At 52.0% G+C, this 24,692-nt stretch carries 20 protein-coding genes; 11 read left to right on the plus strand and 9 right to left on the minus strand.

All coding sequences use genetic code 11. The features are described from left to right. Positions 1-210: 210 nt before the first annotated feature. The 3 genes from ACOTWU_RS12815 (at position 211) to ACOTWU_RS12825 (ending at position 2,941) form a co-directional block, all read left to right on the plus strand. Positions 211-1,254 (plus strand): hypothetical protein, encoded by a 1,044-nt coding sequence (locus ACOTWU_RS12815; protein WP_032677475.1) that lies wholly within the window; start codon positions 211-213, stop codon positions 1,252-1,254. Next, a complete protein-coding gene (locus tag ACOTWU_RS12820) occupies positions 1,251-1,796 on the plus strand; it encodes a hypothetical protein (protein WP_045339034.1) in 546 nt (181 codons plus the stop codon). The genes ACOTWU_RS12815 and ACOTWU_RS12820 overlap by 4 nt, the downstream gene beginning before the upstream one ends. A 131-nt stretch (positions 1,797-1,927) precedes the next feature. Beyond that, positions 1,928-2,941 carry a restriction endonuclease gene (locus ACOTWU_RS12825; RefSeq protein WP_126546519.1) on the plus strand — a complete coding sequence of 338 codons (1,014 nt, stop codon included), beginning with the start codon at positions 1,928-1,930 and terminating at the stop codon, positions 2,939-2,941. A gap of 386 nt (positions 2,942-3,327) precedes the next feature. Here ACOTWU_RS12825 and ACOTWU_RS12830 read toward each other — a convergent pair whose 3' ends face one another. The 6 genes from ACOTWU_RS12830 to ACOTWU_RS12855 form a co-directional block, all read right to left on the minus strand. Beyond that, complete coding sequence (locus ACOTWU_RS12830) at positions 3,328-4,074, minus strand: SAM-dependent methyltransferase (protein ID WP_126499274.1); 747 nt, start codon at positions 4,072-4,074, stop codon at positions 3,328-3,330. A gap of 10 nt (positions 4,075-4,084) precedes the next feature. Continuing rightward, complete coding sequence (locus tag ACOTWU_RS12835; RefSeq protein ID WP_003863178.1) at positions 4,085-4,342, minus strand: YjhX family toxin; 258 nt, start codon at positions 4,340-4,342, stop codon at positions 4,085-4,087. A gap of 259 nt (positions 4,343-4,601) precedes the next feature. Further along, entirely contained in the window at positions 4,602-6,539 is a 1,938-nt protein-coding gene (locus ACOTWU_RS12840; RefSeq protein WP_045349979.1) for a putative bifunctional diguanylate cyclase/phosphodiesterase, read from the minus strand. 17 nt (positions 6,540-6,556) lie between these two features. Continuing rightward, complete coding sequence (locus ACOTWU_RS12845) at positions 6,557-7,051, minus strand: molybdopterin-dependent oxidoreductase (RefSeq protein ID WP_045334517.1); 495 nt, start codon at positions 7,049-7,051, stop codon at positions 6,557-6,559. 383 nt (positions 7,052-7,434) lie between these two features. Further along, positions 7,435-9,219, minus strand: a complete 1,785-nt coding sequence (locus tag ACOTWU_RS12850; protein ID WP_045334514.1) for a diguanylate cyclase — start codon at positions 9,217-9,219, stop codon at positions 7,435-7,437. Positions 9,220-9,333: 114 nt separating this feature from the next. Next, complete coding sequence (locus ACOTWU_RS12855; protein ID WP_017383139.1) at positions 9,334-10,443, minus strand: AI-2E family transporter; 1,110 nt, start codon at positions 10,441-10,443, stop codon at positions 9,334-9,336. Between the two features lie 157 nt (positions 10,444-10,600). Here ACOTWU_RS12855 and mmuP point away from each other — a divergent pair, with 157 nt between their 5' ends. From mmuP to tauD, 6 genes are all read left to right on the plus strand, one after another. Beyond that, on the plus strand, positions 10,601-12,001 hold the full coding sequence (gene mmuP, locus ACOTWU_RS12860) for an S-methylmethionine permease (RefSeq protein ID WP_058700544.1): 1,401 nt from the start codon (positions 10,601-10,603) through the stop codon (positions 11,999-12,001). Beyond that, a complete protein-coding gene (mmuM, locus tag ACOTWU_RS12865; RefSeq protein ID WP_023303172.1) occupies positions 11,988-12,920 on the plus strand; it encodes a homocysteine S-methyltransferase in 933 nt (310 codons plus the stop codon). Before mmuP ends, mmuM begins: the two co-directional genes overlap by 14 nt. Positions 12,921-13,142: 222 nt before the next feature. After that, a complete protein-coding gene (gene tauA, locus ACOTWU_RS12870; RefSeq protein WP_032670520.1) occupies positions 13,143-14,105 on the plus strand; it encodes a taurine ABC transporter substrate-binding protein in 963 nt (320 codons plus the stop codon). A gap of 10 nt (positions 14,106-14,115) precedes the next feature. After that, entirely contained in the window at positions 14,116-14,883 is a 768-nt protein-coding gene (gene tauB, locus ACOTWU_RS12875; RefSeq protein WP_126499268.1) for a taurine ABC transporter ATP-binding subunit, read from the plus strand. After that, positions 14,880-15,707 carry a taurine ABC transporter permease TauC gene (gene tauC / locus ACOTWU_RS12880; RefSeq protein WP_062933721.1) on the plus strand — a complete coding sequence of 276 codons (828 nt, stop codon included), beginning with the start codon at positions 14,880-14,882 and terminating at the stop codon, positions 15,705-15,707. Before tauB ends, tauC begins: the two co-directional genes overlap by 4 nt. Beyond that, the gene (gene tauD, locus ACOTWU_RS12885) at positions 15,704-16,555 is read left to right on the plus strand and encodes a taurine dioxygenase (protein ID WP_017383145.1); all 852 of its coding nucleotides are present in this window, start codon (positions 15,704-15,706) and stop codon (positions 16,553-16,555) included. The genes tauC and tauD overlap by 4 nt, the downstream gene beginning before the upstream one ends. A 79-nt stretch (positions 16,556-16,634) precedes the next feature. Here the strand turns inward: tauD and ACOTWU_RS12890 are convergent, their stop codons facing one another. Further along, entirely contained in the window at positions 16,635-18,335 is a 1,701-nt protein-coding gene (locus ACOTWU_RS12890) for a lysophospholipid acyltransferase family protein (RefSeq protein WP_017383146.1), read from the minus strand. A 128-nt stretch (positions 18,336-18,463) separates the two neighbouring features. Next, positions 18,464-19,438, minus strand: a complete 975-nt coding sequence (hemB, locus tag ACOTWU_RS12895) for a porphobilinogen synthase (protein WP_015571323.1) — start codon at positions 19,436-19,438, stop codon at positions 18,464-18,466. 440 nt (positions 19,439-19,878) lie between these two features. On the opposite strand from hemB, the gene ACOTWU_RS12900 reads away from it, so the two are divergent. Both ACOTWU_RS12900 and ACOTWU_RS12905 read left to right on the plus strand, forming a co-directional pair. Continuing rightward, positions 19,879-22,653, plus strand: a complete 2,775-nt coding sequence (locus ACOTWU_RS12900; RefSeq protein ID WP_032652677.1) for an autotransporter outer membrane beta-barrel domain-containing protein — start codon at positions 19,879-19,881, stop codon at positions 22,651-22,653. A gap of 89 nt (positions 22,654-22,742) precedes the next feature. Beyond that, a complete protein-coding gene (locus ACOTWU_RS12905; protein ID WP_017694440.1) occupies positions 22,743-23,369 on the plus strand; it encodes a helix-turn-helix domain-containing protein in 627 nt (208 codons plus the stop codon). Positions 23,370-23,371: 2 nt separating this feature from the next. Here the strand turns inward: ACOTWU_RS12905 and ampH are convergent, their stop codons facing one another. Further along, positions 23,372-24,532: a D-alanyl-D-alanine-carboxypeptidase/endopeptidase AmpH gene (ampH, locus tag ACOTWU_RS12910; RefSeq protein WP_045339045.1), complete on the minus strand. Its 1,161-nt coding sequence runs from the start codon at positions 24,530-24,532 to the stop codon at positions 23,372-23,374. Between the last annotated feature and the right edge of the window lie 160 nt (positions 24,533-24,692).

The following is a 24,692-nucleotide window of genomic DNA, read 5'->3' on the forward strand; positions in this document are numbered from 1 at the left end:
TTTCTTGCACTTACAGACTCGTGAAGTGCTACAGGGTATTGAGTATGCTTCCCTAATGGACTAGTTGTGAAATTGTAAAGTAAAGAAATCAACTTGAAGAATGATGCAGATACTGTATATTTGAACAGTGATAACTGTTCAAACGATCAGTAACATAAAATTCCAAAAGACATTACATTAAGAGTTTTCGTATTCCTTTGGGTTTAACACATGGCGATTGAGCAGGCGGTTTTTACTTTTTATAGAATAAATAAAGCAGGATACTATTCCCACGGAAGTCAGCAGCCAGCTTTTGGTAGCACTGCCGAGATGCTAACTGATTTACAAGGGTGGGCCCGAACAAAAACACTTAAACAGACGAAAACTTTTGAAGCAAATGAGGAGCGGTATCCCTGCTATCTTGTCGATGCAAAAAATAGTGGGAATGACTGGGGGTTGTTGATTTGGAACGAAATTCCCACTAACGGCCAGCAAGTCCCTTCCATAAGTGAAACTATGAGGTTTGGGGCAGATCCTCAGGTGATTTTGAACGCTGTTCAGGGCGGGAGTATACCAGGCTATGCAACATACTTTTGGTTTATTCCTGATATGAATTTGTTTGCAACAGTAAGGCTTCATAATAAATTAACCTCACAATCATCCCTTCAGTATTATTTGAACTGCTTCTTAAAGCAATCTTCACGTCATGTTGATGCTGAACCAATTAGAAATGAAGATGGAAGTGTGGAAGTTCGCATAAAAGGTTATAAAAATAATCCTGCAGATAGAAATGAAGAAGAGAAACATTATATCCCTAAATTCAGTTCTGTTTTAGTTCGTAATGGTGGTAAACATGAAATCATTAGGCAGAATGCTGCTCACGTGAAAAAAATTGAACGTATAGTAGAGTTAGACCTTACTAAAAGACAAGAGCTCGAGTTATGGCAAAAAATGTTACAGGTTATACATCTTGCTCCTCAGCAAGGGCCGAATGTCACAACTAAAGTTAGATATACATTATCGCCTGACGTCACTCTACAAGACGTGAATGCAATGATTGATGACTGGGAAGCCGATCCAAGCGAAGTAAATGACTATGGCTTTTACTTTGAAGGCCAATCTAATAAGCCTTATTGGCTTAGTAAGTCTTTAGCAAGAATGGAGCATCAACTTGATCTTGAGAGAGAAAATATTGAGTTAGTTAACCTCGATTCTTTGATGCGAGAGTTGGTTAGGCACAAGAATGTTATATTAAATGGTGCAGGGTTGTTATGAGAAAATTAGAGGCTGCAGGTGTAGTAATTGGCATTATAATACTTTTTGCCACTGTAGGTATGGCTGGATACCTAGGTAGAAATGTTGCTTTTATTCTCCAGTGGCCTCTTTTTGAAGCGCTCAGAACCACTGCGTCAATCATATTTGCAGTGGTAGGTGCATGGTTTGCAATAATTTATCCAGAAAGATTAAAAAAATCTTTTCGGGGTGGAGTGTCTGAAAGCAATGGGCAAGGAATCCATCGGCTTTTCACACCTATTGTTCATTCATCAGCAATATTAGCTACTGTATTACTTGTAGGAATTGTTGCACCATTACTTAAGCAATTTAACTGGATTTTATCTCACAAAGAAGTGTTCAGAGGTATATCCTATGGGCTCCTTGTTTTTCTCACTTTGTGGCAATTGTTAACTGTGCTTTTCAGCTTAATTGGACCGGATATGGTTAAACGTAATGTGGCGCGCCAAGAAGAAGCGGAGGAAGCTGCTGCTGCAGTATTACCGCAAGCCGCTGAAAAAGATAAAAATGATAGCAAGAACTGATTCCATTAATTTTAATGACCTTTGTGATTGAAGACACATTTGACTAGTAAGAATATCAATATCGTATTGAGTTATGTGATCTTTTGTAATATGAAAATTAAAACTATTCAATCTAGATTCGAGGAGGGGCTATGGGAGCAATATGGTTCGATAGGTATGATTTGTCTAATCATCTTCATGAGATAATAGGCCATAAATCTGGAGTTGCTGCATCAATTGAACAAATATGCGACCTTCTTTCTGGAACCGGATTTGATGATGATATAATTTCTTCCGAAAATCATGCTTTTCGTATCAGATCTGAAGATTATGATAGGCTTTACTATACGCTATTATATAAAATTGGAGCTACGGAAAGACCTCTTAATGGTATATTTGAAATTTTCAAACTCATCCGAGAAATGGAGCATAAATATGGACAAAAAATTACTTCTGGAATAAATGAGATTTATCGCCGACACATAGAAATTGAGACACAAAAAGCCTTAAACTCAGGTGATAAATTGTTAAGCCCCACAGGTATGATTGAAGAGGCTGGAAGAAGGTTCGGGCGAAAAGGTTTGGAGGCATTAATGCTTCTTATAGAGGCCTACGATAGTGCATTAAAACATAGCCCAAATACTTTTATGAAATTCCACCAATATAAAAATATTATTAATCTTTCAGACTTATTTGAACAGTATAAGCCGATTGCATCAGAAGGTGAATTTTTAGACCAAAGGTTTATTGATTTTCTGTCTAATAATACAAATAAGTTAGGGGAGATTCATTGGAGAAAATTCGAAGAGTTAACTGCTGAGTGCTTTAAAAGGTTTGGTTATAATATTGAGTTGGGACCTGGTAGTAATGATGATGGAGTGGATATTAGAGCTTGGAATGATAAAAAAGAAGGGGCACCTAGTTTCATCATTCAATGCAAGAGATTGAATTCAAAAATAGATAAAGTTACTGTGAAAGGATTGTATGCTGATATCCTTCATGAAGGATGTGAGTTAGGTTTTCTAGTGACATCTTCTGAGTTTAGTGTCGGTGCTCGTAACACAGTAGAGGCGCGTAGCTACCCCATAGAAGAGATTAATAAGCATAACCTTAATAGCTGGCTAAAAGAACTTAGAACTCCCGGCACCGGTATTGTTCGTGTCTAGATGTAGAAATTGCACCAATCTTATATAAATGTCCACTTGCATTGCATTTATATAAGTTTTGTTGTGAATGATTTTCAAGATCATATGAAGGATTTTCTTTGGGTATTTATGGGACTTCGTTCTATATGGAAATGAAAATGGGGGTACTTATGGGGGTATCTCTAAATGTGTTTCTTTGTAATTCATTATAAAACAGAAGGTTGCGCATTAAGATTGATTCCTATTATCCCATCTAAATCAAATAGTTACCCTACATTCCAGTAAATCTCGTTCTCAGACCATGGCAGCAAATATTGCCATTGGCTGCACATTTTCGCGTCATCGTTTTGTACCTCAAAGAAGTTGATCGGCGGCATAACCCAAAAGGCTATACCGCCAGCGCCATATTATCGCGCCATTAACGCAAACACCCCCCAGCCAAAGTACTCCCGCGTGTACGTCACATGACGTTCAGGCGCTATCGTCAGCTCCGCCCGAACCTCCTGCGCGAAGTCATCATCTGGGTTTTCCTCCAGCCAGCGCCGCATGGTCATCCATTTTGCGGCTTCGTACCTGTCCCAGCCTTCCTGATCAGCCAGCACCATTTCAACCAGGTCATAGCCCTGTTGATCGAAAGACGCAACCAGACCGGGCAGAGTAAGAAAGTCTGCAATCGACGAGACGCCGCAGGCCTGAGCTATCTCTGCCGTCGCGGGTACCTGACGCCAGTACGGTTCGCCGATGAGCATTATTCCCCCGGGCTTGAGGCTTTTTGCCAGCAGATCCATCGTCCCGGCTACGCCACCCGCAATCCAGGTTGCGCCAACGCAGGCCGCCACGTCACATTTTTCATTCGCGACGTAGCCAGCCGCGTCGTTATGAATGAAATGGACGCGTTCGCTGACGCCGAGTTCCTCTGCGCGCCGCGTGGCCTGCGCGGTGAAGAGCTGGCTCATATCAATACCGACACCGGTAATGGTGTGATCCCTAGCCCAGGTACAAAGCATCTCTCCCGAGCCGCTGCCGAGATCGAGAATGCGTGTGCCTGGCTTCATGCGTAACAAGCGGCCCAGCGTCGCGTACTTCTCTGGTGTAAAGGGGTTATGAATGCGGTGTTCGCTTTCGCTAACAGTAAAAATACGTGGGATATCCATCATCCTCTCCTTAACGATTATCAGGCTGAGCGCGAACATTATTCAGCCCCGTAGTGTTAATGCGGTAGGGCTGACCGTTAACGGATTTGATCAGCTTTTTGGTTTTGAGCTTTTTGAAAACGGCGAGCGTGCAGTCAGCCAGCAGTAGCCCTTCGCGGCTATAGCATTCAACGGCGGTGACGCGGCCGGAGGTATCGCGGACGTGCACAATACGGCCACCTTTGGCGAGAACGTGTAAGGTACGTTGTTCCTGACGGGATAAATTCATACTGGAAAACCTGTTTAATCATCATGTGCAAAACGTGCAAACACACAGCGGTGTCCGCATACGATTTCGGCGCATTGATAATCAGTCCGGCCTGGAAAGGTCGGGAAGCTGATTATCGGATGATTACATTCTCCAGCATCAAAGCCTCGGATTGAGTTGATAGGTATTTACGGGGTGAATGATAACACCTGGTTATTGTCAGTGAATACCCAGGGGTGAAAAATGTGATCCCGGTTGGTATCGGGCTGAGGAGAGGGGATCATTCCTGGCCGCTCTTAATTTTGCTGTCGACCTGAGGCTGTGGTTTGCTGAAAAGATATCCCTGCACAAGCTCGCAACCCAGAGCCTGAAGCCGCTCAAGCTGCTCTTCGGTCTCAACGCCCTCGGCAATGACGCCCATATTAAGGCTTTTAGCCATACCGGTAATCAGCTTCACAATATTAAGCGCATCTTCTTGCGTAGATATCGGATTGACAAAAGATTTATCGATCTTGATTTTATCAAAATTCAGTTCGCTGAGTCTGGAGAGCGACGAATAACCCGTGCCAAAATCATCAATAGAAATTCTTACGCCCAGTGAGCGTAGTTTTTTGAGGATCGCAATGGGGTTATTTCTGTCACTGAAGAGGGAAGACTCTGTGACCTCTAACTCAAGACGGTTAGCCGGGAGCCCGGTCTCAGCCAGAACGGACTGCACCGTATTAATAAATGATTTGCTGCCTAACTGAACAGGCGAGACGTTGACGGAGATCCTGGCCGGAACAGCCCAGGAGACCGCCTCCCTACAGGCCAGTTTAAGTACAGTTTTACCTATCTCGTTGATCATGCCTGTTTTTTCAGCGGCGAAAATAAAGCTATCCGGGGAGAGCATCCCCTTGACGGGGTGCATCCAGCGAATAAGCGCTTCATAGCCGTAAATTTCCTTGCTGACGGAATTCACAATAGGCTGGTAATAAACAATAAACTCATCATTCTCTATTGCTCTTGCCATATCATTTTCAAGGGTTCTGCTTTCCTGCAACTTCTGTAGCATTCGCTGGCGGAAGACTTTGATTTGCTGAGAACCTTCTTTCTTGGCTTCATAGAGCGCCAGATCGGCAAATTTATAAAGGTAATCTGAACGTCGTTCGTTATCCGATAAAACAATACCCACACAGGTGGCTATTTTTATAAGTTGATTATTAATTGTATAGGGCTTGCTGATGCTATCACTGATTTCTCGCGCGCGTGAAACAGCTGCGGCTTCGGTTAAGCCACTGGAGAGAAACGCAAATTCGTCGCCGCCCAAACGATAAAATGTCTCTGAAAAGCGGCTCAAAGCGTTAAGGCGCGTGGATACCTCACGTAACAGTAAATCGCCAGCATCATGACCGTAGGTATCATTCACCTCTTTGAACCGGTCTAAATCGAATAACATCACCGTGACCGAAATATGTTTTTCCTCAGCCTGTAGATTAAGTTTATTGAGATCATCCCAGAAGAAAAGACGGTTTTTCATGCCGGTAAGGGAGTCATGATAAACATCGTATTCCAGTTTTGTATTCTGGATTTGCAGGGTTTCTTTGGACAGCTGAAGTTCTTCAGCCAACGTTTTAACCTGTGTATGTGCTTTGAGGATGTTTTTATTTTGATAGATAATCAAAAAGCCCAGTATGAAGCTTAAAATAACCAGTAACAGCGAAAGTGCTGAATAAATATAATACAGAACCTGTATTTTTAGGTTAGTTTCATTGATTGTATTAACATCTTTTGTTAAAGCCGTTGATGAAAGCTGGCTTAGCGGGGCATCCAGTGAATGCATATTTTTCAGATAGAGCTTTAACTCTGAACGGCTCATTTTCTCAAGATGGCCATCCAGATAGTTCAGTATCTTTTCCAGGCGTAAGGCGAGCGCCTGATGCGCTTTTTCGCTGTTTATATAACGACCCAGGCCGCCCTCTTTCAATAAATCATTCTGGCTCAGCATGATTTCCAGGCGCATGCGAACCTGGTCTACCGTAACGTCATCAGTCTCGGTTGCGTACAGTCCAATCCATGATTCAAATCGGTAATATTCAGATACCAGTTGGGCTACAGACCAGGACTCAGTGTAGTGAGTCAATTTTTGCAACTCCTGCTGACGGTCGTAGACAAGAAAGGCTATATATCCCGTAGTGATAAAAAGAGAAAAAATGATACCAACCAGTATCCTGTTCATTATGTTCTCCTGAACTACTATTCAATCTTCATTTTGCTGACCTGCCAGGCCGATCGCGAGTAATAAATCTGATTATTGAGTTCAGGAAGACTGTCATAAGGGTAGACGATGAATGACGGACCTTTATCGCGGATGCGCATATATTCGCCATTGACCTTTAACGCCAGGATGGCGTTGTATTTATGGAAGTCGCTGAGAGGGATGACGGTAGTATAATCATTGAGTGCAACCACATTCAGAACAGAACCCTTAGCACCCACATACTCCATCAGTTTGCGCATCGGGATACCCTCAAATTTCGTGCGGCCATTATACCAGGGAGAGGTCGTCTGGAAACTCACCATCCCCAGTTTTTCCAGGCTGGCAATATCAAAAACGGCTTTTCCATTTTCGTTCGTATTTTCTATATTACCGGTAATGGTTAAGATGGGTTTGCCCACAGGCTTTGGCAGTTCGCCAGCCCAGCTTAAACTTTGTACCAAAAAGCAGCACAGCATTAGGATTATTCGCATATTGGCCTCCTCTTTTTAACAGAAGTATAAGAATTATAAGTTATTTATCCTATAAGTTTGTCTATTTTGTTGAACGCCACGGCTTTTTGCAAACGATACTTCATTAAATGTATTAAAATCAAATGGATAATCGTTGTTTGCCCCGTGATTGCAGACCTCTGGCTGGAGCTTACGTTTTTTAAAACATAAAAACTCAGTGTAATTAGCCACCCGGGTTTAAAAAATGATCGCTTTGATTTATTGATATATTTACGCACCCCCATTTTTTATCAATGGTGGCATCGTTAAGATTGATTTATTTGTACAAAGAATGATAACGCACCCTCAATGTGAGGGAATAAGAGAGTGCGCGTACCTCTGACGTCGTTGGCAGGGATTTTCGGTTAACCCGTCTCCAGCATACTAAAACTGACGATCCGCGAGCGCCCCAGCTCTTTCGCCCGGTAAAGCGCCACATCTGCTGCGCGCAGCAGGTCGTCGCTTTGGGCGTGCTGCGGGTAACTGGCGATCCCGATCGACACATCCACTGGGCCAATTTCAGCAAGCCCATAGCGCAGCGACAGCGTATGGACGCCGTTATAAATCTCCGTTGCGCAGGCGTGAGCCGCTTCCTCATCCGCACCCGTTAGCAGCACCAGAAACTCTTCGCCACCAAAGCGGAAGGCCAGACCTGCATCATGCACGGCACGCTGAACAATTGTCGCCACGCTCTTAATCACATGATCGCCAGCCTCATGGCCGAAGCGATCGTTAATGCTTTTAAAGTGATCGATGTCGATCATCATGCAGCTCACCGGCTCATCATTGCGCATTGCCTGAGCTATCTGAGTGCGCAGGGTATCTTCCAGGTGGTGACGGTTACGCAAGCCGGTGAGCGGGTCGAATAGCGCTTTTTCCAGGAGGGCATCGCGCAGACGCTGGTTGGCCAGCGCCAGACCCAGGGCTTCCGCCATTAATTCGAGATATGCGCGGGACGGCGCCGTTTCAGGCGTGATGTTCTGAAACGACAGCAAACCAATGGCTTCCCCCTGCGCAATGAGCGGCACGCACAGTGAGCTGTCTTTTTGTGATTCAGGCAGATGCTGGCAACCGATATCCGGCTCGCCGTTGACCGGTGGGTGGCTCTGACCACGGCGTATGGCCCAGCATTGATCGGGGTGGAAAGCATTTTTTTCTCCCTGTGGAGATAACCATTCCGCCGCACAGCGCATCTCCCACGGGTTTCGATCCAGGATATACAGACGTCCGGCGATACCCGGCGCAATGTTGGGAGCAAACAGCTCTGCCACCTCAATCACGTCGCTGACGTTCTCGCACCCCTGCAAGCGCTGGGTCATTCGCGCGAGCAGCTCGCGGATGGCCCAGTCTGCGTCGCGTTCTTTTTCAAGCCGCTGCCTTGCCAGCCCGTTCTCGCGGAAAATGCGAATGGCCTGCGCCATATCGCCTATCTCATCGACTTGGTTGAAATTGGGCGTTTCGACGCCGTAATCCTGTGAGGCCAGGCGGTGAACCACATCGCTGAGGCGCACTACCGGGCGCAGCACGCGGTGCTTGAGAATAAAGCCCATCACGAATAAGAAGAGCAGGGCGGTCAGGCCGACCATCACCTCTGAGGCGGTACGCAGCGTTTTCGACGTGTTGGTCGCTGCCTGGACATCGGCAATAATGCGCTTATCCAGCAGCATACGAAAATGGTCAATCTTGCTCTGGGCGCGTTCCGTTTCAAGTTCGTAGATTTTGCCGAAGAGTAACGCAATGGCCTGTTGTTCCTCACCCCGGGCGACGCTGGCAATTGCTGCCTGCTGTTCATCCTGTAGGCCATCAACAATCTTCAGCCCTTCATACAGCAGCGCCAGCTCTTCGCCCGTTGCGCCCGTATCTTTTAACTGTCCCACTTTGTGTTCAATATTCTTCAGTTCACCTTCTTTCGCCTGGTACGCTTTCAGCACATCGGGCTCTTTTTTGATGGCGTAAAGGCGCGCTAAATCGGAGAGCATCCAGGTTTCTGCTTCAATCTCTTCCGTAAGCTGGTCAAAAATTTGTCGTTGCTTAACAGCCTGACGCTCTACGTTGTCGGCATGGGAAGCCATCAGCATGACGATACCGGAGGCAATGGTCAGGCACACCGTGACACCATAGGCCCAGTTTGTGATCGTGGCGATTCGCACCTGTTGGATCCTTCTACGACAAATGTGGAAGAGCGTTCATTTCAGATTATAGAAAACCCCTGATTTATCGCGAAAAAAAAGGCGGCACAGGGCCGCCTGACAAAACGCGTTTCGTTAGAGATCCGGAGGGTTTTTTCCCTCTTCGATAAAGTCTGCGTCCAGCTCCTCGGCGTTGCCTGCGTGGTCGCGACCGGAGAAGAGGTTCCAGCAGGCGATAAACAGGGCGGCAATCAGCGGCCCAATCACAAAACCGTTAATGCCGTACAGCTCCATACCGCCGAGCGTGGTGATCAGTATCAGGTAGTCCGGCATTTTGGTGTCTTTGCCCACCAGCAGCGGACGTAAAAGGTTGTCCACCAGCCCGACGATAATGACGAAGAAGCCCACAATGAACAGACCCTGCCACAGCTGGTGAGTGGCAAACAGGAAGATTGCGGCGGGAACCCAGACGATAGCCGACCCAACGGCGGGCACCAGGGAGAGGAACGCCATCAGCGCTCCCCATAGTACGCTACCGTCAATACCGACGATGGCAAAGGCGATACCGCCAAGCGTACCCTGAACCACCGCTACGACCGCCGTGCCTTTTACCGTGGCTCGCGAGACGCCGACAAACTTAGCGAACAGATGCTGTTTGGCGAAGTCAGACAGCGGCAGCGAGTCGAGGATCTGGCGCACCAGATAGGGCCCGTCTTTGAGCAGGAAAAACAGCAGGTACAGCATAATGCCGAAGCTAATAGCAAAGCCGAACGTCCCTTTACCAATCAGGAACGCGCTTCCCGCCAGATACTGTCCACCCTGTAACGCGACATCGGAAAGCTTTTTCTGAATCTGCGCGGCGTTGGTCAGGTTGTGATCCGCCAGGAAGCCGCTGGCCCAGTCCGGCAGTCGGTTGAAAATACCGGCGATGACTTCCGGGAACTGCGTGTTGTTCTGTTGCAGCTTGGTGTAAACCATGTTCAGTTCCACCGCGAGCGAGGAAAGGATCACCATCAACGGAATAAACACGATCAGGCAGATAATGCCGAGTGTAAGGAGGGAAGCCAGCCCGTTGCGATCGCCCAGCGCGGTACGCAGTTTGTTTTTCACCGGGTTGAAAATGATGGTCAGGATCGCGGCCCACAGAATCGCCGAGAAATAGGGAGACAGCACGTCAAAGAAAGCCCAGGTAACAAGGGCCAGGATGAGAATAAAGAAACCTTTGGTCAGTCCGTTAAATCGCATAGTGAGTCCTGGTGAAGAAGAAACTGTGTCGACTATAGAACTGATTTAAAGATTTACCAATAATTGCGCCGAAGTCGTGCCGGGTGGCTTTTTGTTAACAATCGCGGTATAACACCCTTCTTTGGATGTTTAGATGTCCATACGTTTAGAAGGTAATATGCAAACAGAACAACAAAACGGGCAGCTTAAGCGCACCATGAAAACCCGTCACCTGATTATGCTCTCGCTGGGGGGCGTTATCGGCACAGGGTTATTCTTCAATACCGGATACATCATTTCGACAACCGGCGCGGCGGGCACGCTGCTGGCGTATCTTATTGGTGCGCTGGTGGTCTGGCTGGTTATGCAATGCCTGGGGGAACTTTCCGTGGCGATGCCGGAAACCGGCGCGTTCCACGTCTACGCCGCTCGTTATCTCGGCCCGGCGACAGGGTATACCGTGGCGTGGCTCTACTGGCTTACGTGGACAGTGGCGCTGGGATCGAGCTTTACCGCAGCCGGGTTCTGTATGCAGTACTGGTTCCCGCAGGTTCCCGTCTGGACGTGGTGCGTCGTCTTTTGCGTGGTGATTTTTGCTCTTAACGTCATTTCCACGCGCTTCTTCGCCGAAGGGGAATTCTGGTTCTCGCTGGTGAAAGTCATCACCATCATCGCCTTCATTATTCTCGGCGGGGCGGCGATCTTCGGTTTTATCCCGATGCAGGACGGTTCACCGGCGCCGGGCTTAAGCAACCTTACTGCCGAAGGCTGGTTCCCGCACGGCGGTCTGCCGATCCTGATGACCATGGTGGCGGTCAACTTTGCCTTCTCCGGAACGGAGCTTATCGGCATCGCGGCAGGAGAAACGGAAAACCCACACAAGGTTATTCCGGTTGCTATTCGCACCACCATCGCCCGGCTCATCATCTTCTTTATTGGCACCGTGTTTGTGCTGGCGGCGCTGATCCCGATGCAGCAGGCTGGCGTGGAGAAAAGCCCGTTCGTGCTGGTGTTTGAAAAGGTCGGCATTCCGTATGCGGCGGATATCTTTAACTTCGTGATCCTGACGGCGATCCTCTCGGCGGCGAACTCGGGCCTGTACGCCTCTGGTCGTATGCTGTGGTCTCTGTCTAACGAGAAAACGCTGCCGCGCTGCTTTGCCCGCGTCAACAAAAACGGCGTGCCGCTGACGGCGCTCTCCGTTTCCATGCTGGGCGGCGTGCTGGCGCTGTTCTCCAGCGTGGTTGCGCCGGATACGGTGTTTGTGGCCCTGTCAGCCATTTCCGGTTTTGCGGTGGTGGCGGTGTGGATCAGCATCTGCGCGTCACACTTCGTGTTTCGTCGCCGTCACGTGCAGTCCGGGCAGCCGCTTTCGGCGTTGCAGTATCGCGCGCCATGGTATCCGCTGGTGCCCGTGCTTGGCTTTATCCTCTGTCTGGTGGCCTGCGTCGGCCTGTGGTTTGACCCCAGCCAGCGTATTGCCCTTTATTGCGGGCTTCCGTTTGTCGCCCTGTGTTATGGTGCGTACTACCTGACCCGAAACCTGACCACGCAGGAGCCTGAACATGTCGCAGAATAATCCGCTTACCGCCCTCCTTGAAAACCAGCCGTTTGTCGTGCTGGATGGGGCGATGGCAACGGAGCTGGAAGCGCGCGGTTGTAACCTTGCCGACAGCCTCTGGTCGGCCAAAGTGCTGATGGAAAACCCGGAGCTGATCCGGGACGTGCACCTCGACTATTACCGCGCGGGGGCACAGGTGGCGATCACCGCCAGCTATCAGGCCACGCCTGCGGGCTTTGCCGCACGCGGGCTCGACGAGGCGCAATCCCGGGCGTTGATTGGCAAAAGCGTAGAGCTGGCACGCAAAGCGCGGGAAGCGTACCTGGCAGAGAATGCGCAGGCGGGCACGCTGCTGGTGGCGGGGTCGGTAGGGCCGTACGGCGCGTACCTTGCCGATGGATCTGAATATCGCGGCGATTATGTGCGTCGCGCTGAAGAGTTCACCGCGTTCCACCGTCCCCGCGTGGAGGCGCTGCTGGATGCGGGCGCGGATCTGCTGGCCTGTGAAACGCTGCCTTCTTTCCCGGAGATTAAGGCGCTGGCGGCGTTGCTGACGGCGTATCCTCGCGCCCGGGCATGGTTCTCATTTACCCTGCGTGACAGCGAGCATCTGAGTGACGGGACGCCGCTGCGGGATGTCGTTTCTGCGCTCGAAAGCTATCCACAGGTTGTCGCGCTGGGGATCAACTGTATCGCGCTGGAAAACACCACCGCGGCGCTGACGCATCTGCACAGCCTGACGTCGCTGCCGCTGGTGGTCTATCCGAATTCCGGCGAGCATTATGATGCGGTGAGCAAAACCTGGCATCACCACGGTGAAGCCTGCGAGACGCTGGCGGGGTATTTACCGCAGTGGCTGGATGCCGGTGCGAAGCTGATTGGCGGCTGCTGTCGCACCACGCCGCAGGATATTGCTGCGCTGACGGTTCAGCGCTGAGGTCTTTGCCGGGTGGCGGCTGCGCCTTACCCGGCCTACAAATTGCACGAACCGTAGGCCGGGTAAGCGCAGCGCCACCCGGAGAAACAACCGCACAAAATTCACTATCCTTTCCCGCTTTTTTTCTAAAAACGAATCGTCATTAGCGATTCTTTTTTATTCCTTTATCAAAATTCCCGCGCCGGAAATACTGCCCTCATAACAACAAGGGGAGCAGGCACTATGGCAATTTCATCGCGAATCACATTACTCGGCGCACTGGCGCTGTGGGCTTTTCAGGCGCAGGCGGTGGACGTCACCGTCGCGTATCAGACTTCCGCTGAGCCGGCGAAAGTCGCGCAGGCGGATAACACCTTTGCCAAAGCGAGCGGGGCGAATGTCGACTGGCGCAAGTTCGACAGCGGCGCGGCGATTGTGCGGGCGTTAGCCTCGGGCGACGTGCAGATTGGCAACCTGGGCTCCAGCCCGCTGGCGGTGGCCGCCAGCCAGCAGGTGCCGATTGAAGTCTTCCTGCTGGCGTCGCAGCTCGGAAATTCCGAAGCGCTGGTGGTGAAGAAAAGCATCACGAAACCCGAAGATTTGATCGGCAAACGCATCGCGGTGCCGTTTATCTCCACCACGCATTACAGCCTGCTGGCAGCGCTGAAACACTGGGGCATTAAGCCGGGCCAGGTGCAGATCATTAACCTGCAACCTCCGGCGATTATTGCCGCCTGGCAGCGTGGCGACATCGATGGAGCATACGTCTGGGCGCCCGCCGTCAACGAGCTGGAAAAAGAGGGCACCGTGCTGACCGACTCCGAAAAAGTGGGGCAGTGGGGCGCGCCAACCCTTGACGTCTGGGTCGTACGTAAGGACTTTGCCGAGAAACACCCTGAAGTGGTGAAAGCCTTCGCCAAAAGCGCCATCGACGCACAGCAGCCATACATCAGCAACCCGGATGAATGGCTGAAGCAGCCCGCCAACCTGGAGAAACTCTCACGTCTGAGCGGCGTGCCGGAAGCTGACGTGCCGGGGCTGGTAAAAGGCAACACCTATCTGACGCCTGCGCAGCAGATCCAGCAGCTGAACGGGCCGGTGAGCAAAGCGATTGTCGACACTGCGACGTTCCTGAAAGAGCAGGGCAAAGTGCCTGCGGTGGCGACGGATTACAGCCAGTTCGTGACCGATCGCTTTGTGAAATAAGGGGGCTGCAATGCTGAACATTACAAACCTGTCTGCCGATTACGGCGGCAAACCCGCCCTGGAAGAGATCAACCTGACGCTGGACAGCGGTGAACTGCTGGTGGTGCTGGGGCCGTCCGGCTGCGGGAAAACGACGCTGCTGAACCTGATCGCCGGGTTTGTACCGTATCAGCACGGCACGATCCAGCTGGAAGGAAAACGGGTAACGGGGCCGGGCGCAGAGCGCGGCGTGGTCTTTCAGAATGAAGGATTACTCCCGTGGCGAAACGTTCAGGAAAACGTTGCGTTTGGTCTGCAACTGGCCGGTGTAGCGCGTGAACAGCGCCTGAGTACGGCGCGCGATATGCTGAAAAAGGTCGGGCTGGAGGGGGCTGAAAAACGCTTTATCTGGCAGCTTTCAGGCGGGCAGCGTCAGCGCGTCGGGATCGCCCGTGCGCTGGCGGCTAACCCACAGCTGCTGTTGCTGGACGAACCTTTCGGGGCGCTGGATGCCTTCACCCGCGAGCAGATGCAAACCCTGCTGCTGCGCCTGTGGCACGAAACCGGCAAGCAGGTGCTGTTAATCACCCACGATATCGAAGAGGCCGTGTTTATGGCGACGGAGCTGGTGCTGCTCTCACCGGGGCCGGGACGCGTGCTGGAGCGCCTGCCGCTTGAGTTTGCCCGGCGCTATGTGTCGGGAGAGCCGGTACGCAGCATCAAATCCGATCCGCTGTTTATTGAACAGCGTGAATACGTCTTAAGCCGCGTGTTTGAGCAACGGGAGGCGTTCTCATGAGCATTGTTTTCAGTGAAAAAACGCGGCGGACGCGCCTTGCCTTACGCTGGCCGTTCTCTCGCCAGCTCACCTTAAGCGTCGGCACGCTTGTGGTGTTGTTGGCGGTATGGTGGGCGGTTGCCGCGCAGCAGTGGATTAGTCCGCTGTTTCTGCCCCCGCCAGGTCAGGTTTTAGAAAAACTGATTACTATCGCCGGGCCGCAGGGCTTTATGGATGCCACGCTCTGGCAGCATTTAGGCGCCAGTCTGACGCGTATTCTGGTGGCGCTGCTGGCGGCGGTCATTATTGGCGTTCCGGTGGGGATCGCGATGGGACTGAGCCCGACGGTACGCGGCATTCTCGACCCGCTGATAGAGCTTTATCGTCCCGTCCCGCCGCTGGCTTACCTGCCCCTGATGGTGATCTGGTTTGGCATCGGCGAGACGTCAAAGATCTTACTGATATACCTGGCGATATTTGCGCCGGTAGCCATGTCGGCCCTGGCTGGCGTAAAGAGTGCGCAGCAGGTACGCATACGTGCGGCGCAGTCGCTCGGCGCCAGCCGCGTGCAGGTACTGCTGTTCGTCATTTTACCGGGCGCGCTGCCGGAGATATTGACCGGGCTGCGCATCGGCCTTGGGGTGGGCTGGTCTACGCTGGTGGCGGCAGAGCTGATAGCCGCCACGCGCGGCCTTGGGTTTATGGTGCAGTCGGCGGGAGAGTTCCTGGCGACTGACGTGGTACTGGCAGGGATCGCGGTGATCGCCGCGATTGCCTTTGGATTAGAACTGGGACTGCGCGCGCTACAGCGTCGCCTGACGCCCTGGCATGGAGAAATACAATGAGTGAACGACTGACCATTACCCCGCTGGGGCCATATATTGGCGCGCAGGTGTCGGGCCTGGACGTAACCCGTCCGCTGAGCGATAACCAGTTTGAGCAGCTGTACCACGCGGTGCTGCGTCATCAGGTTGTATTCCTGCGCGAACAGGCGATCACCCCACAGCAGCAGCGCGCGCTGGCCCTGCGTTTTGGCGACCTGCATATCCACCCGGTCTACCCGCATGCGGAAGGGGTGGAGGAAATTATCGTGCTGGACACCCATAACGATAACCCGCCCGATAATGACAACTGGCACACGGACGTTACCTTTATCGACACACCGCCAGCCGGGGCGATTCTGGCAGCAAAACAGCTGCCGGAAACGGGTGGGGATACGCTATGGGCCAGCGGGATTGCTGCGTTTGAGGCGCTCTCCGCGCCGCTCCAGACTCTGCTGAGCGGCCTGCGGGCGGAGCATGACTTCAAAAAATCGTTCCCGGAGTACAAGTACCGCAAAAGCGAAGAGGAGCACCAGCGCTGGCAGGAAGCTGTGGCGAAACATCCCCCGCTGCTGCACCCGGTGGTGCGTACCCATCCGGTGACGGGCAAACAGGCGCTGTTTGTGAATGAAGGGTTTACCACGCGTATCGTGGACGTAGCGGAAAAAGAGAGTGAGGCGCTGCTCGGCTTCCTGTTCGCGCACATCACCAAACCGGAGTTCCAGGTGCGCTGGCGCTGGCAGGAGAACGATCTGGCGATCTGGGATAACCGCGTCACGCAGCATTACGCCAATGCGGATTACCTGCCGCAGCGAAGGATTATGCAGCGGGCGACTATCCTGGGGGATAAGCCGTTTTACCGTGCGCCTTGATTGCCGGGTGGCGGCGTTGCCTTACCCGGCCTACGTTTAATTGTAGGCCCGGTAAGCGCAGCGCCACCGGGCAACGGAGCTAAAGGTGTGCTTCTATATACCGCTGATAGCGGTTTGCCTTCAGATAACACAGATCCACCAGCACCAGCCCGTCGATACAGTTATTGAACGCCGGATCGCTGCCGAAATCGATAAACTGCACGCCGCCGGGTTCGCATAGCTCGGAATACTGTTTGTAGAGCGGCGGGATGCCGCAACCCAGGTTGCCGAGCAGGGATTTCAGCTTTGTCAGGTCATCCACGTAATCCACTCCGCCAAACTGTGCCAGCACGTCCGGAAGTGAGGCCGGGTAGGGTTGACGCGAGGCGGCTAAGGGATGGCTGGCCGGAAACCAGAGACGATAAAACGCCACCAGCAGATCCCGTGCGGCAGGCGGTAAGCCGCCGGAGATGGACACCGGACCAAACAGGTAACGGTAATGGGGATAGCGTGCCAGATAGGCGCCAATGCCTGACCACAGATAGTCCAGACCGCGACGCCCCCAGTAGCGCGGCTGTATAAAGCTGCGCCCCAGCTCAATACCGTGCTCAAGTATGTCCTGCATTTTTTCGTCGTAGTGGAACAGGCTGTAGCTGTACAACCCCTCGACGCCGCGCTTTTCCACCTGCATGGCCGTTGGCATAAAGCGGTACGCGCCGACAATCTCCAGGTCATCGTCATCCCACAGAATAAGGTGCAGATAGTCATCATCGTAGCTGTCGGTATCCCGGCGCTTCCCGCTGCCTTCCTCCACGGCACGAAAGGCAATCTCGCGCAGCCGCCCAAGCTCGCGCAGCAGAGGCGCCTCTTCCTGCCCGTTGCGCTGCCAAAGATAGATGGCCTTACCATCGCTGGTTTTGCCCAGACACTCGGCCTGCGCCAGTTCGCGCTTGAGCGTCGCCCTGTCTTCCGGGCGGGCAATGGCGCACTGGGTTTTAAAGACGCCAGGCAATCCCTTGCCAAGACGTATCACGTGCTGACGACACTGCTCGGCCATCTCACGCGATGAAAGGGTAGAACTAAACCGGTCATTCCAGGCAATCTGCTGGCCGATTTTGATCGGCAACTGACTGTGACGGCGGCGAAACATCTGTTGCATCAGCAGCAGCATGGATACCGTTGGCGAGACCAGGGTACTGGCATAAAACAGCAGGCTGTTGTGCGCCTGGATATGTACCGGGAGTAGCGGCACCCGTAGTTTGCCGGCCAGCTTGATAAAGCCCGGATGCCATTTTTTATCGCGGATGCCTTTGCGCGTTGGGCGGGAAACTTCGCCCGCCGGAAAGAAGATCAGCACGCCGGCGTTTTGCAGGTGCTGCTCCATCTGTATCAGCGAGGATTTTGCGGTTCTGCCGCCCATATTATCTACGGGAATAAATAATGAACTGAGGGGCTCAAGGTGGGACAGCATCCTGTTGGTAACAACCCTCACGTCGCGGCGCACGCGGGAAACGGCATACAGCAGCGCCAGCCCATCCAGGGTGCCGGTGGGGTGGTTCGCTATCACAATGAGTGGGCCGTGTTCGGGGATTTGTTCGAGGTCGCGGGCGGAAACGGAGCAGTGAATATCAAGGTGTTCCAGTACCTGCTCCACCATATCCAGCCCTTTCAGGTGACGGTGGCTGGCGGCAAACTGCTGAAATTCGTCTTCGTGAAGCAGTCTTTTTAACAGACTTTTTTGCCAGGGTGCGGGCCTCGCCTGAGGCCAAAGGTCATCAAGAACGCTGTCGAGACTAAACATTGATCACTCCTCCTGCCGTCTTGCCCAGACAGTAGAAGGAGGAGATGTCGTTTGTATTGCAGTTTGGTGAAGATTAGCGCAGAGAGCAGGCCGGGTAAGGCGAAGCCGTTACCCGGCGCTAAAGCGGATTAACGCAGAATTTTCTTCTCAGCCAGATCCAGCGCGAAATAGCTGAAGATCAGATCCGCGCCCGCGCGTTTGATCGCCCCCAGGCTTTCGAGGATCACTTTCTCTTCGTCGATGGCACCCGCCTGCGCGGCGAATTTGATCATCGCGTACTCGCCGCTCACCTGGTAGGCGCCCAGCGGCAGTTCGGTGCGTTCGCGAATGTCGCGCAGGATATCCAGGTATGCGCCAGCCGGTTTCACCATCAGGCAGTCAGCGCCCTGGGCTTCATCCAGCAGAGACTCACGAATCGCTTCGCGGCGGTTCAGCGGGTTCATCTGATAGGTTTTACGATCGCCTTTCAGCGCCGTGCCGGCTGCTTCACGGAACGGGCCGTAGAAAGAGGAGGCAAATTTGGTGGAATAGGACATGATGGCGGTGTCGGTGAAGCCCGCAGCGTCCAGCGCCTGACGGATCGCCTGTACCTGCCCATCCATTGCCGCAGAAGGCGCAATGAAATCCGCACCCGCAGCGGCGGCAACTACCGCCTGCTTGCCCAGATTCAGCAGGGTCGCATCGTTGTCCACGCCGTGATCGCACAGCACACCACAGTGGCCATGAGAGGTGTATTCGCAGAAGCAGGTATCGGACATGACGATCATCTCCGGCACACTCTCTTTGCAGATGCGCGACATGCGGGCGACGAGGCCGTCTTCTTTCCAGGCATCGCTGCCGGTCGCGTCAGTGTGGTGGGAGATACCGAACGTCATCACCGAGCGGATGCCCGCATTCGCAATGCGTTCGATCTCGCGGGCCAGATGCTTTTCAGGAATGCGCATCACGCCCGGCATCGCGTCGATGGCTTTGTAGTCATCGATCTCTTCTTCAACAAAAATCGGCAACACCAGATCGTTTAAGGTCAGTGTTGTCTCTTCAAACATGGCGCGCAGTGCGGGAGACTTGCGCAGGCGACGGGGACGTGCAATTAAATCGGTCATGGTATGCCTGATGTTTGTGGAACAAAGAGGTATAGTGTACCTGAAAGCAGGGAGCGGTGTTTTACTAAAGTTGTCTTTTAGATTTTCGAAATCGACTAATATTCGCTGTATGTATTTTGTCTATATTATAAAACTTATTCTGGTGTTTAATATTGGTGAGGTTTCTATATTGGTTCGGGATTATAAATATAAATGATTTATTGCTTTTTATTATATGTGCCGAAGCAACTAAAGTAGTTTGCAATCAGTTGAATTTATAATATTTATTCATAATGATTGATATTGTCCTGGGTTTACAAGCTTATTTGTCTGAATACGGACTTAATGGAATCATTCATTGAACCTTTTCGAACTGAAACTGCATAATTCCTTCCGCAATTTAATGTTGCCAAATGATTTGATGGACAAACTTGCTTACGTCCCTGAGGAGGGATGACCCAATGCAAACATGGAAAAAGAAACTGGTTGTATCACAACTTGCATTAGCCTGCACACTGGCTATCGCTTCTCAGGCCAATGCGAAAGATATATCCGGCACAACATATAATACTTTTGGCTATGACAATACCGCGTCCACGCCCTGGTATTATGGTTATGCTGACTGGGATTATTCAGATGCCACACATGATGGTGACATTTATCCAGTCATCAATAAATCAACCGTAAACGGAGTTATTTCGACATACTATCTGGATGATGGTGTCAATGGCCGTGCGAACGCGTTGAGTATTTCTAACAGCACCATTAACGGCATGATCACGTCAGAGTGTATGACCACGACGTGTGCAGATGGCGTGGATACTGACGGTACCACTCATACCCAGTATGATCGTTTTAGCCTGACTGTTGATAACTCCACCATCAACGATACCTACGAGCATTACGCCTACGATGTCGTCAATGGTGAAACCACTGAAACGCATTATCTGGACACCTATGGTCTGGGTAACGCGATCACGCTGGACGTTGAATCTGACATCGTTATTCAGAACAACTCCCATATCGCGGGCATCACGCTGACGCAGGGTTATCAGGAGCTGGATAACACGCCATACGACGGTGTTGAAGGCGTTGCTAACAGCAGCAATATCTTTACCGATACGCTGGTGGTGAAAGATTCTGTGCTGACCTCTGGTGCGTACAGCGATCTGGGTACCAGTGGCTTCTACGGTCAAACGGCGAAGCCGAGCGACTACGGTGAAACCAACGCCACGGCTGCGGATGATGCGGCGCTGATCGTTGTTGCTGGCGCGTCTGATAACGCTATGCAGACCACCGCTACCTTCGATCACTCTACCATTACCGGCGACATCCTTTTCGCCAGCACCTTTGATAACAACTTCTACGAGAATGGCGATCCGGCAACGGATACCACCGATGACGGCGTCTATAACCCAACTACCAACGGCTGGGATGATACCGACAAGCTGGATGTCACGCTGACCAACGGCAGTAAATGGGTGGGTGCCGCGCAGTCCAGCGTTGAAGCCATCGGCACGGCGCAGATGTATGGTGAAGGCTACAGCGATGTAGACTGGCACACGCTTTCTCCAAACAGCATCTGGCCTGATTCTACCTTTGACAGCAACGGTCATGTTGCAGGTGAAGAAGTTTATCAGAGCGGCCTGTTCAACGTGGCGCTGGATAACGGTTCCGAGTGGGATACCCGTAAGATCTCCAACATCGACGCGCTGACGGTGAACAACCAGTCTCAGGTCAATGTTGAAAACTCCGGCCTGCTGGCAGATTCCATCACCCTGACCAATGCGTCTAGCCTGAATATTGGCGACAGCGGTGGTGTGGCTACCGACAGCCTGTATCTGGATAGCTACAGCCGTGCTGCACTCACTGAAGAGACAGCTGAGCTGTATGCCAACACCATTACCGTGGACAACGGTGCAGAGCTGGCGCTGGGTCTGGGACAGGTTGATACGCACAATATGGTGCTGACCGATGGCGGTGTGCTTAACGTTGCCAGCCGTGATTATGTGCTGAACAGCGACCTGAACAACGCACGCTATATCACCAACGATCGCTCTAAAGCGGACTACGACTATGGTGTTGTCGCGCTGAACTCTGACGGCCATCTGGCGGTGAACGGTGACGTTGCCGGTAACTATAAAGTGCGCATCGACGATGCGACCGGCGCAGGCTCCGTAGCTGACTACGAAAACAAAGAGATCGTTCGCGTCTATGACAATAACGCGGATACCGCTGCCAGCTTTACTGCGGCAAACAAAGCTGATTTAGGTGCATACACCTATCAGGCGCAGCAGAAGGGCGACACCGTTGTTCTCCAGCAGGAAGAGCTGACTGACTACGCCAACATGGCGCTGAGCATTCCTTCTGCTAATACCAACATCTGGAATCTGCAACAGGATACCGTGGGTACCCGTCTGACCAACAGCCGTCATGGCCTGGCAGATAACGGCGGCGCATGGGTGAGCTATTTCGGCGGCAACTTTGACGCGGATAATGGCACCGTTAGCTACGATCAGGACGTAAGCGGCATTATGGTAGGTCTGGATACTCAGATCGACGGTAATAACGCGAAGTGGATTGTCGGTGGTGCGGCTGGTTTCGCGAAGGGTGATATCAGCGATCGTACTGGTCAGGTCGATCAGGACAGCCAGACTGCGATGATCTACGCGTCGGCGAAGTTCATGAACGACATCTTCCTCGACAGCTCCCTGAGCTACACCCGCTTCAACAACGACCTCTCTGCTACCATGAGCAACGGTCAGTATGTTGACGGTAATACCACGACTGACGCCGTTGGTTTCGGGATGAAACTGGGCTATGACTGGAAACCAAACCTGTCTGGCTACGTCACGCCTTACGCGGCGATCTCTGGCCTGTTCCAGTCCGGTGATGACTACCAGCTAAGCAACGACATGCGTATCGATGGTCAGTCTTACGACAGTATGCGTTATGAACTCGGCGTGGATGCAGGTTATACCTTCAACTACGGCGGCGAGCAGGCATTAACGCCTTACTTCAAACTGGCTTACGTGTATGACGATGCCGACAACAATGCTGATATCAACAATGACAGCATTGATAACGGCGTGGAAGGCTCTGCGGTTCGCGTGGGACTGGGCACTCAGTTCAGCTTCACGAAAAACTTCAGTGCTTACACTGATGCGACTTATCTGGGCGGCGGCGACGTTGACCAGAACTGGGGAGCAAACCTGGGTGTGAAATATACCTGGTAATATAGAAAGCGCGGGGGATTTTTCCCCCGCTTTTTTATGTGTTTTAAAAATTATAAAGAACCGACAGATACAGATGACTTGAGGTATGCATGAACGTTAATGCGAAGCCACTTTCTGAATTAAGCCGGCTCATAAAGTGTATGGAAGTCGCCGGTACCCCATTTAAGATCGAACCACAACAATTAATAACTACCGGCAATAATGATGATGAACCATTGACCGTTGTCATACAATCCGGCCTGACGGCCGTCCACCGTAAATCAGACGAATTACTTATGGGTATTGCGCGGGCACCGTATATCCACGGTTTAAGCGCATGGATAAATGAAAACTATCTTGAATATTCTCTGATGGCACAAACGCCTTGTACCGGATTTTATTTACCGGCATCTGACGCGTACCAGCTAATTCAGGACGCGCAACTTTGGCAAGAGGCTTTCTGCTGGCTGTCATGGCTAAACCATTTATTGGGAAAACGTGACATGCAGTTGGTCGGAAATAATTCCTATAGCCAAATCCGGGCGATGCTGATCAATATGGCCGAGTGGGATGACACGCTACGTTCAAAAATTGGTGTTATGAATCATATTCAGCGTAGCACTCGTATTTCTCGTTCGGTCGTTGCTGAGGTTCTGGCGGCGCTGCGACAGGGGAACTACATCAATATGAGCCGGGGCAAACTGATCAGCATCAACCGTTTGCCCACGGACTATTGAGATCAGTTAGAGGCCGTAAGCACCTGCGCTTTATTGGCGCTCAGCTCGGCCACCAGGTTATTTATGCCATCACTCATATTCACGAAGCGTGTATTTGGCGACCGGGTGACCACCACAAAAGCGCCTACGTTTGATTGCGGAATCATCGCCATGTAGGTGATGAATCCGCCACCTCCACCGGTTTTTTGAATAATTCCAGGTCGGCCATCTTTTGGCGCCATATACACCCAGCCCATGCCGAGGGCATCGGCTTTACCTGGAACATCCATGCCAATGACGCGTCGTAGCTGAGCACGCTGGTAGATGAGCGTCTGCATTCGGTCGGCCTGATTGCTACGCGCGTAAAAATCCGATGAGAGGAACTGTTGCATCCAGCGCATCATGTCGCCAGGCGTAGAGTAAACGCCACCGCTGCCAATGGCGGCCAGCGTGTTATTGCACGGGCTGGCCCCTTTTTCCGCCACCATCAGACGCTTGCACTGGTCCGGGGAAGGGGTGTACGTGGTATCTTTCATCCCGAGCGGACGCGTGATCTGCTCTTCAAACAGTTGAGGGTAAGGTTTACCCGACGCCGTCGCTAAAGCGTCGGCCAGCAGATCAAACGCCAGGTTAGAATAGCCGGCCTGCGAGCCCGGGGCCGATTTCAGGGTTGCTGTGCTCAGGTAGTTCCAGCGTTGCTCGCGGGTTGGCCAGACAAAGACAGGGCGATGCGCAGCGCCACCGGGCTGTTCTCGCGGCAGGGCGCTGGTATGGGTCGCCAGATTCACCAGTCTGATCGGCGTTCCCTGATATGTCGGAACGCGAGCGCCGGGCGGTGCATATTTGCTGAGTGGATCGTCGAGTTTCACCACGCCCTGATCGAGCAGTTTCACCAGCATTTCGCTGGTCATCAGCTTGGTTATCGATGCGACACGGATAACGGAATCCAGCTGCGGACGAACGTTATTTCCCGGTCGTGTTTCACCGAAGCTGCGAAACACCCGCTGGTTACCGTCGATCACGACCAGCGCCATTCCCGTCGCACCGCTGCCGTAATAAATAAGGTTCGCGTAGCGATCGGCAATGTCAGAGGCCAGAACCGGGGCCGTCAGAGGCTGTGCTGCCTGCGCGGTGGACAGGCTCACCGCACACAGCGCGGCGATAGAGAGCAGACAACGTTTCAACGAAAAGCATCCATCAAGTGAATAAGGAAAGTTACGGGTAGTTATACTACTAATCGGCGTCGGGCAATGGCCCGATTTGCATAACGATAGCGAGAAAAACGTAACCGTGGGTAAATTTGAACAATTTACTTGCGGCGTGGCTCCCATTTTGTGACATCGA

Origin of the sequence: Enterobacter cloacae complex sp. GYL001, from assembly GCF_049237125.1 — a bacterium.
Classification (GTDB): domain Bacteria; phylum Pseudomonadota; class Gammaproteobacteria; order Enterobacterales; family Enterobacteriaceae; genus Enterobacter; species Enterobacter hormaechei_C.